The 6,560-nt window shown below is 55.5% G+C and carries 7 protein-coding genes and 1 pseudogene; 3 read left to right on the top strand and 5 right to left on the bottom strand.

Annotation, left to right across the window (positions count from 1 at the left end; all coding sequences use genetic code 11):
• Positions 1-30: 30 nt before the first annotated feature.
• Genes K5905_RS24265 through K5905_RS24255 form a run of 3 tightly spaced genes read right to left on the bottom strand, consistent with a single transcriptional unit; the run spans position 31 to position 3,394 of the window.
• Positions 31-855 carry a Na(+)-translocating NADH-quinone reductase subunit C gene (locus K5905_RS24265; protein ID WP_297588832.1) on the bottom strand — a complete coding sequence of 275 codons (825 nt, stop codon included), beginning with the start codon at positions 853-855 and terminating at the stop codon, positions 31-33.
• The gene (locus K5905_RS24260) at positions 848-2,047 is read right to left on the bottom strand and encodes an NADH:ubiquinone reductase (Na(+)-transporting) subunit B (RefSeq protein ID WP_297588829.1); all 1,200 of its coding nucleotides are present in this window, start codon (positions 2,045-2,047) and stop codon (positions 848-850) included. Before K5905_RS24260 ends, K5905_RS24265 begins: the two co-directional genes overlap by 8 nt.
• A 3-nt stretch (positions 2,048-2,050) precedes the next feature.
• Positions 2,051-3,394, bottom strand: a complete 1,344-nt coding sequence (locus K5905_RS24255; protein ID WP_297588826.1) for a Na(+)-translocating NADH-quinone reductase subunit A — start codon at positions 3,392-3,394, stop codon at positions 2,051-2,053.
• 215 nt (positions 3,395-3,609) lie between these two features.
• On the opposite strand from K5905_RS24255, the pseudogene K5905_RS24250 reads away from it, so the two are divergent.
• Together K5905_RS24250 and nqrM are read left to right on the top strand one after the other, a co-directional pair.
• Positions 3,610-4,541 (top strand): annotated as a pseudogene (locus tag K5905_RS24250) (FAD:protein FMN transferase).
• Between the two features lie 21 nt (positions 4,542-4,562).
• Positions 4,563-4,814, top strand: coding sequence for a (Na+)-NQR maturation NqrM (gene nqrM / locus K5905_RS24245; RefSeq protein ID WP_297588825.1), 252 nt, complete (start codon positions 4,563-4,565; stop codon positions 4,812-4,814).
• Positions 4,815-4,824: 10 nt separating this feature from the next.
• Here nqrM and K5905_RS24240 read toward each other — a convergent pair whose 3' ends face one another.
• Entirely contained in the window at positions 4,825-5,010 is a 186-nt protein-coding gene (locus tag K5905_RS24240; RefSeq protein WP_297588823.1) for a hypothetical protein, read from the bottom strand.
• 82 nt (positions 5,011-5,092) lie between these two features.
• Between K5905_RS24240 and K5905_RS24235 the strand changes: the two genes are divergently transcribed.
• Entirely contained in the window at positions 5,093-5,614 is a 522-nt protein-coding gene (locus K5905_RS24235; protein ID WP_297588821.1) for a CBS domain-containing protein, read from the top strand.
• Positions 5,615-5,737: 123 nt separating this feature from the next.
• Here K5905_RS24235 and K5905_RS24230 read toward each other — a convergent pair.
• A partial coding sequence (locus tag K5905_RS24230; RefSeq protein ID WP_297588820.1) for a TRAP transporter large permease occupies positions 5,738-6,560 on the bottom strand: 823 nt, incomplete at its 5' end.

Below are 6,560 nucleotides of genomic sequence, written 5' to 3'. Positions count from 1 at the left end.
CGATCAGCATAGTTCTCTTGGTCTGCGCCATCAGATCTCTCCTGCCTGCAAGTTGGCCAGGAAGGTTGCGTAGCCTTCCTCACCCATCCAGAATTTCACAAGATTGTCGACCCCGCGGGAGGTCAGCGTCGCCCCTGCAATCGCGTCGACATGATATTCGATCCCGGCTGGCGGCGGCACCTTGTCGACCGTGATCTGCAGGTCACCGTTGTCATCCCGCAATTTCTTGCCTGACCACAGTGCCTTCCAGCGCGGATTGTCGACCTCGGCGCCAAGGCCGGGCGTTTCGGCATGCTGGTAGAATTGCAGACCGAAAATATCGTTGCCGTTGGATTCCAGAGCGACGAACCCGTAAAGGGTCGACCATAGGCCGTAACCGTGCACCGGCAAAATGACCTTGTCGATCGATCCGTCATCCTTGCGTAGCAGGTAAATGGTCTTGAAATTCGACTGACGGCCGATACCTGCCGGATCGTCGGTCAGCGCGCGGCTCAACTCGGGATCGCCTGCGGCGGCCAGCTCGTCAAAAGTGGTCGGGTCAAAATCGGCCGTGAACTTGCCCGTCGTCAGATCAAGAACATGCGGTTCGAACGCTTCAAACGCCTCGCGGACATTCGTGCCCGGCTCATAGACACCGGCAACCTGAAGAATGTTGATGCGCTTGTCGCGCAGCTTGTTTTCTTCCTGGATCGGTCGAAGCGACACAGCCGTGGCTGACACGATCATCGATGCGACCAGGCAAAGAGTTACCGCGACAAACAGTGTTTTGGGCACGGAGTCCGGCGGCATGTCGAGAAAACGCCTCACAAAGCCTTTTTGCCGGCCTTTATCCAGTTGTCCGTTTTCCTCAGGCATTTCGCTTCGCCCTGCGTTTGATGTTTGCCTGCACCACGAAATAGTCGATCAAAGGTGCAAAAACGTTACCGAACAGAATTGCCAGCATCATTCCTTCCGGGAAGGCCGGATTGATCACGCGGATCATGACCACCATGAACCCGATGAGCGCGCCGTAAATGTACCGGCCAAGATTGGTATGCGAGGCCGAAACCGGCTCGGTCACCATAAAGGCGAGACCGAAGGCATAACCACCCAGCACCAGGTGCCAGTACCAGGGCATCGCAAACATCGGATTGGTGTCTGAGCCGATCAGATTGAGCAACGTCGAAAAGGCGATCGTTCCGGCAAGACAACCGACAATGAGCCGCCAGTTGGCAATCTTTGTGATGAGAAGGAATGCCAGGCCGATCAGGCAGGCAAGCGCTGACGTTTCACCGATACTGCCCTGAATGGTGCCAATAAACGCTTCCATCCAGGTCACGCCGTTTGCGGCCAGATCCTTGAAACCTTCGGACGCGGAAATCGAAAGCGCGGTTGCTCCGGAAAAGCCGTCCACCGGTGTCCAGATCGTGTCTCCCGACATCTGTGCAGGGTAAGCGAAATAAAGGAACGCGCGCCCTGTCAGGGCCGGGTTGAGGAAGTTCTTGCCTGTTCCACCGAACACTTCCTTGCCGATCACAACACCGAAGGAAATGCCGAGAGCTACCTGCCACAAAGGAGCTGAAGCGGGAAGAATTAGCGCATAAAGCATTGAAGTTACGAGAAAACCCTCGTTCACCTCATGTCCGCGCACTGTCGCGAACACCACTTCCCAAATTCCGCCGACCACAAGCGTCGTGATGTAGATCGGCAGGAAATAGAGAAGACCGTGCAGGAAATTGGCGAACGGGTTCGCCGGATCAAAGCCGATACCCAGTGCCTCGATGATCCACGCGCGCCAGCCGGATGCGCCATGGGCGGCAATCGCTGAATTGACCTGGAAGCCAACGTTATACAGACCAACCAGAATGCACGGGATCGTCGCGATGACCACATAGGTCATGATCCGCTTCATGTCGATATAGGAGCGCGCATGAGGTGCGGCGGTCGTCACCGTCTTCGGTGTGTACAGGAAACTTTCCACCATCTCGTAGACTGGGAAAAGTTTCTCGAATTTGCCGCCCTTCTCAAAATGAGGCTCAACGCGGTCAAAGAGGCTGCGCAGACCCAAGGTCTAGCCCTCCTTCTCGATTTTGGTGAGGCAGTCGCGAAGCGCCATGCCATATTCATATTTTGCAGGGCAGGCAAAACCCACCAACCCCAGATCTTCTTCATCCAGCTCCAGGGCCCCAAGTGCCTGCGCCTGATCCGTATCCATAACGAGCAGCGCACGCAACAGCTGAGTGGGCAGAAAGTCCTGCGGCATCAGTTCTTCAAAGGTGCCGGTCGGCACCATGGCACGACGCCCGCCGTTCAGATTTGACGTGAGCGCATAGAGTTTTTTGGAAAAGGCAGAGCCGAGAACCGGTTGGAACGCGTATTTCGAAGGCATTGGACGGATCCAACCCATCGGGATCTGTTTGTGATCTTCTTCGATCAAGGTGATCTGGCGGGCATATCGCCCCAGATAAGCGCTGTTCCCTTCGCCGAGACGGCCGCTCAAAATCGATCCTGAGATCAGGCGAACCGGTGCATCACCGGCAATTTCACCCTCTGCAAGCTCCGTCATGGACGCGCCGGAAACCGTTCTGATCAGCCGCGGATTGGCACACAGGGGGCCAGTCAGAGCGATCACCCGGCTCGGATCGAAATTTCCTGTCTGAAGCAGCCGTCCGATGGCGATGACATCCTGATAGCCAATCGTCCAAACCGTTTTTGCCGAACTGGGCGCATCCAGAAAGTGCATGTGAGTTCCGGCAAGACCGGCAGGATGGGGACCTGAAAACTCCGATGCTTCTACTCCCTTGACGTTATGTCCCGGAATGGAGGCACCTGCAGCAAAACAGAGATGGGTTTTACCGTCGCTGAGCGAAGCAACTGCCTCAAGTCCCTTCTCGAAGGCGTCGCCACTGTCGGCAATGATCACCGCCGGATCAGCCGACAAGGGTTCGGTATCCATGGCCGTGACAAAAATTGCTGCAGGCCGGGACGCCGGATCAGGAACTGCCGAATAAGGACGTGTGCGAAACGAAGTCCAAAGCCCGGAAGCACACAGGCGTTCAACAAGACCGGATGAGGTCGAGATATCACCGACTTCGGCGAACTTCACCGGACTGGCAGCTTCTGCATCAACTTCAATCTCGACACTGATCAGTACGCGGCGTGCGCCGCGGTTGATGGCTTTCACGCGACCGGCAACCGGCGATGTCACCATCACATCCGGCGTGTCCTTGTGGAAAAACACCGGAGCACCAACACCAACAACGTCACCTTCCTGAACAACCAGCCGAGGTTTCAAACCAATATAGTCTGCGGCCAGAACCGCTGCGGTCCGAACCTCGCGTTCGTCGCTGATCTCTTGAACAGGTGCCCCCGTGACGGGCAGATCAAGACCTTTTTTGAGCTTAAAGCTTTGCACGCATCCGGCCTCCAGAATTCGACAAAACGCCATATGCTACGTTTTTGCTCTGGTAAAAAGCACTAATTTGCCTGTTTGCTCCATTTTTTTGTTGAATCAGCTCTCGAAACCAAAGAAAAGCGCCTCAAGGACGCGCGACGCTTGTCGCAAATGATCTATCGGAGACGGTTACCGTGCCAACTAACATTACATTCTCCCGGCGCAGCTTCATCCTTATGTCGCTGACTTTGGCTGCCTGTAAGGGCGGTGCGGATGTTCTGGAACTTTCCGGGTCCACCATGGGGACCAGCTATTCCGTTACAGCTGTCGATCACGATCGGAACTTGGACAAGGTGGCCCTGCAGCAGGCACTCGAAAAACGCCTGCTGGCGGTGAACGCGCAAATGTCCAACTGGGACGCGACCTCCGAAGTCTCCCGTTTCAACGCCTTCAATTCGACCGCCCCGATGAAAGTCTCCGAAAATCTGGCAAAGGTCGTCAGCGCGTCGCGGGACATCAACCAGGCAAGTGACGGACAATTCGACATTACCCTTGGTCCTGTGATCGAAGCCTGGGGTTTTGGCGCCAAGAATACCGGTCGTCACGCCGAGCCTGATGCAGCTGCCATCAGCGCCGCTTACGAAGTTGCCGGCCAAACCCAGGGCCTTCATGTTGACGGAAACACCTTGCGCAAAAGCCATCCCGGCACGCAGATCTATCTGCCGTCCATTGGCAAAGGCCACGGCGTCGACCAGATGGCTGAGGTCGTCAAAGGCTTTGGCCTCACCGATTTCATGGTTGAGATCGGTGGCGACGTCTATGTCTCCGGTCGCAATGCAGACAGCATGAACTGGCAGATCGGCATTGAAACGCCGGATGCTCATACCCGGACTATTTCGAGCAGGACGGCGTCCGTTTCTCGCACATTATCGACGCACATACCGGTCGCCCGATCACTCACCGAACCGCTTCTGTAACCGTCTTGGCGGAAAACACGATGCTGGCCGACGCCTGGGCAACTGCCATGCTGGTCCTTGGCACTGAACGCGGACTTGAAATCGCAAATCAGCGTGATATGGCCGTATTGTTCATTGATCGTGACGCCGAGGCAGGGAATAAGGGTTTCGTATCTGCAGCCAGCAAACGCTTTGCTCAGTTGCAGGCCTGACAACCGGATCGGACGGATTAAGTGCTGACCTTTGCTCTGACATTTGCATTGCTGCTGCTCGTCATCTTCGGCATGGCGCTCGGTGTGATTTTTTCAGGCAAGACGATCAAGGGAAGCTGCGGTGGGCTGAATGCGATTTCCGATGCAGACCAATGCGTGGTCTGCAGCAAGGAAATCGACCCGAACAGCCCGCTGCGCGAGCGTCTCAAGTGCCCGAGAGCCAAAAAGATGCTTGCGGAAATGGAAGCCGCCCAACCGGAAACAGCTGCCTGATACTCTGCTCTTAAGGCGTTGAAGACAGAGGTATAAACGCGACCAGCCCCAGGCAAATGGCAGCGATCAGTCCGAATACCCACAGCTGCCAGCGCGGCCCCTCCTTCACCCAGACCCGGCGATATTGATACCCGGCAAAGCAGGCAACAACGAACAAAATCGTTGCCGTCAGCGGTGAGAGAAAAAAATCTACCAATTTGGAGAGTTCCTTAGGCCGACCGGTTTCGGATAAGCTATGCTTGACTCGAGAAGTCGACATACAGCAGGGAGCCAAATTCATGCCAAGCTCTTATCAGGCCCCAAGCCGAAAAGACAAGATGCACGAGACAACGCACAGCCAGACCTCGGAATCGAATACGTCGAAAGAGACTGCGACAGTCCGAAAGATTCTGGACACCAAGGGCAAGGACGTATTCGCCCTCCGGCCTCAGAACACGCTGCATGAAGCCGTTGTTATGCTGAAGGAAAAGCGGATCGGCGCACTTCTTGTCAAAGATGCAGACGGAAAGCTGCTAGGCATTCTGTCTGAACGGGACATCGTCCGCCGACTGGCAGAGACGCCCGGACAGACCCTGCCGCAAAGGGTTGAAGACATCATGACCACCAGCGTGGAGGTCTGCGGTCCCGATGACGCGCTGATTACCGTTTTGCGCAAGATGACCGAGGGACGCTTCCGCCACATGCCGGTGATCGAGAACGACGCAATTATCGGGATCGTGACCATTGGCGATGTCGTGAATTATCGCCTGAATGAGCTGGAATACGAGTCTTTGAAACTCAAGCAGCTGATTGTCGGATAATCAGAAAGCACACAACTTCATTCATACTCATTGAATGTGCGAAGGGCCGATTGTTGAAATCGGCCCTTATTGTCACGCGGCCGTCGCAAGACGCCACAAGGACTTGATGAGCCCGGTCCCTGGTCAATCGAAAAGGGACGGCAGGAACAGGGAAAATGCTGGAACATAGGTGATCAGCATCAGGGCAACGAAGAGAGCCAGGTAGAACGGCCAAATCGTTTTCAGCGCTTCTTCGATCCTGATCCTGCCGACCGCACAGCCGACAAACAGGCAGGTTCCGACCGGCGGAGTACACAGGCCAAGCCCCAGATTGACCAGCATCATGATGCCGAACTGAACCGGATCCATGCCAAGCTCCCGTGCAAGCGGGAGGAAAATCGGCGTGCAGATCAAGATTAGTGCAGCCATATCCATGATCATGCCCAGCACCAGCAGCACCGCATTGATCATCAGAAGAATTAGGATCGGATTGTCCGTAATTCCCTGAAGCAGGTCGGCGGTCATGCTTGGCACACGATAGAACGTAAGCATGTAGGCAAAGGCCCCCGCACAGGCAATCAGGATCATGACCATCGATGTTGTTCGCACCGACTGGACAACGGCGATCTTGAACTTCTCCCAAGTGATATTGCGATAGACAAGAAGAGTGACCAGAAAGGCATACATTGCACCGAATGCGCCGGATTCGGTAACCGTGAAGACCCCGGACAAGACGCCGCCCACAATGATGACTGCGGTCATGAGACCGGGAATGGCACTTGCGAAATTCAATGCAAGTGCAGACCATCCCGGAAACTTTTCAGCACTGTAACCGCGTTTCACCGCAACCAGATAGGCAGTGGCCGCAAGGCAAAGACACATCAGGACGCCCGGGACGACCCCGGCCAGAAACAGCTTGGATATCGAAACCGCACCGCCTGTCGCCAAGGCAAAGATGATCATGTTG

This window comes from Roseibium sp., assembly GCF_025698965.1.
GTDB lineage: Bacteria > Pseudomonadota > Alphaproteobacteria > Rhizobiales > Stappiaceae > Roseibium.
This window is presented reverse-complemented; position numbering and strand designations above follow the sequence as displayed.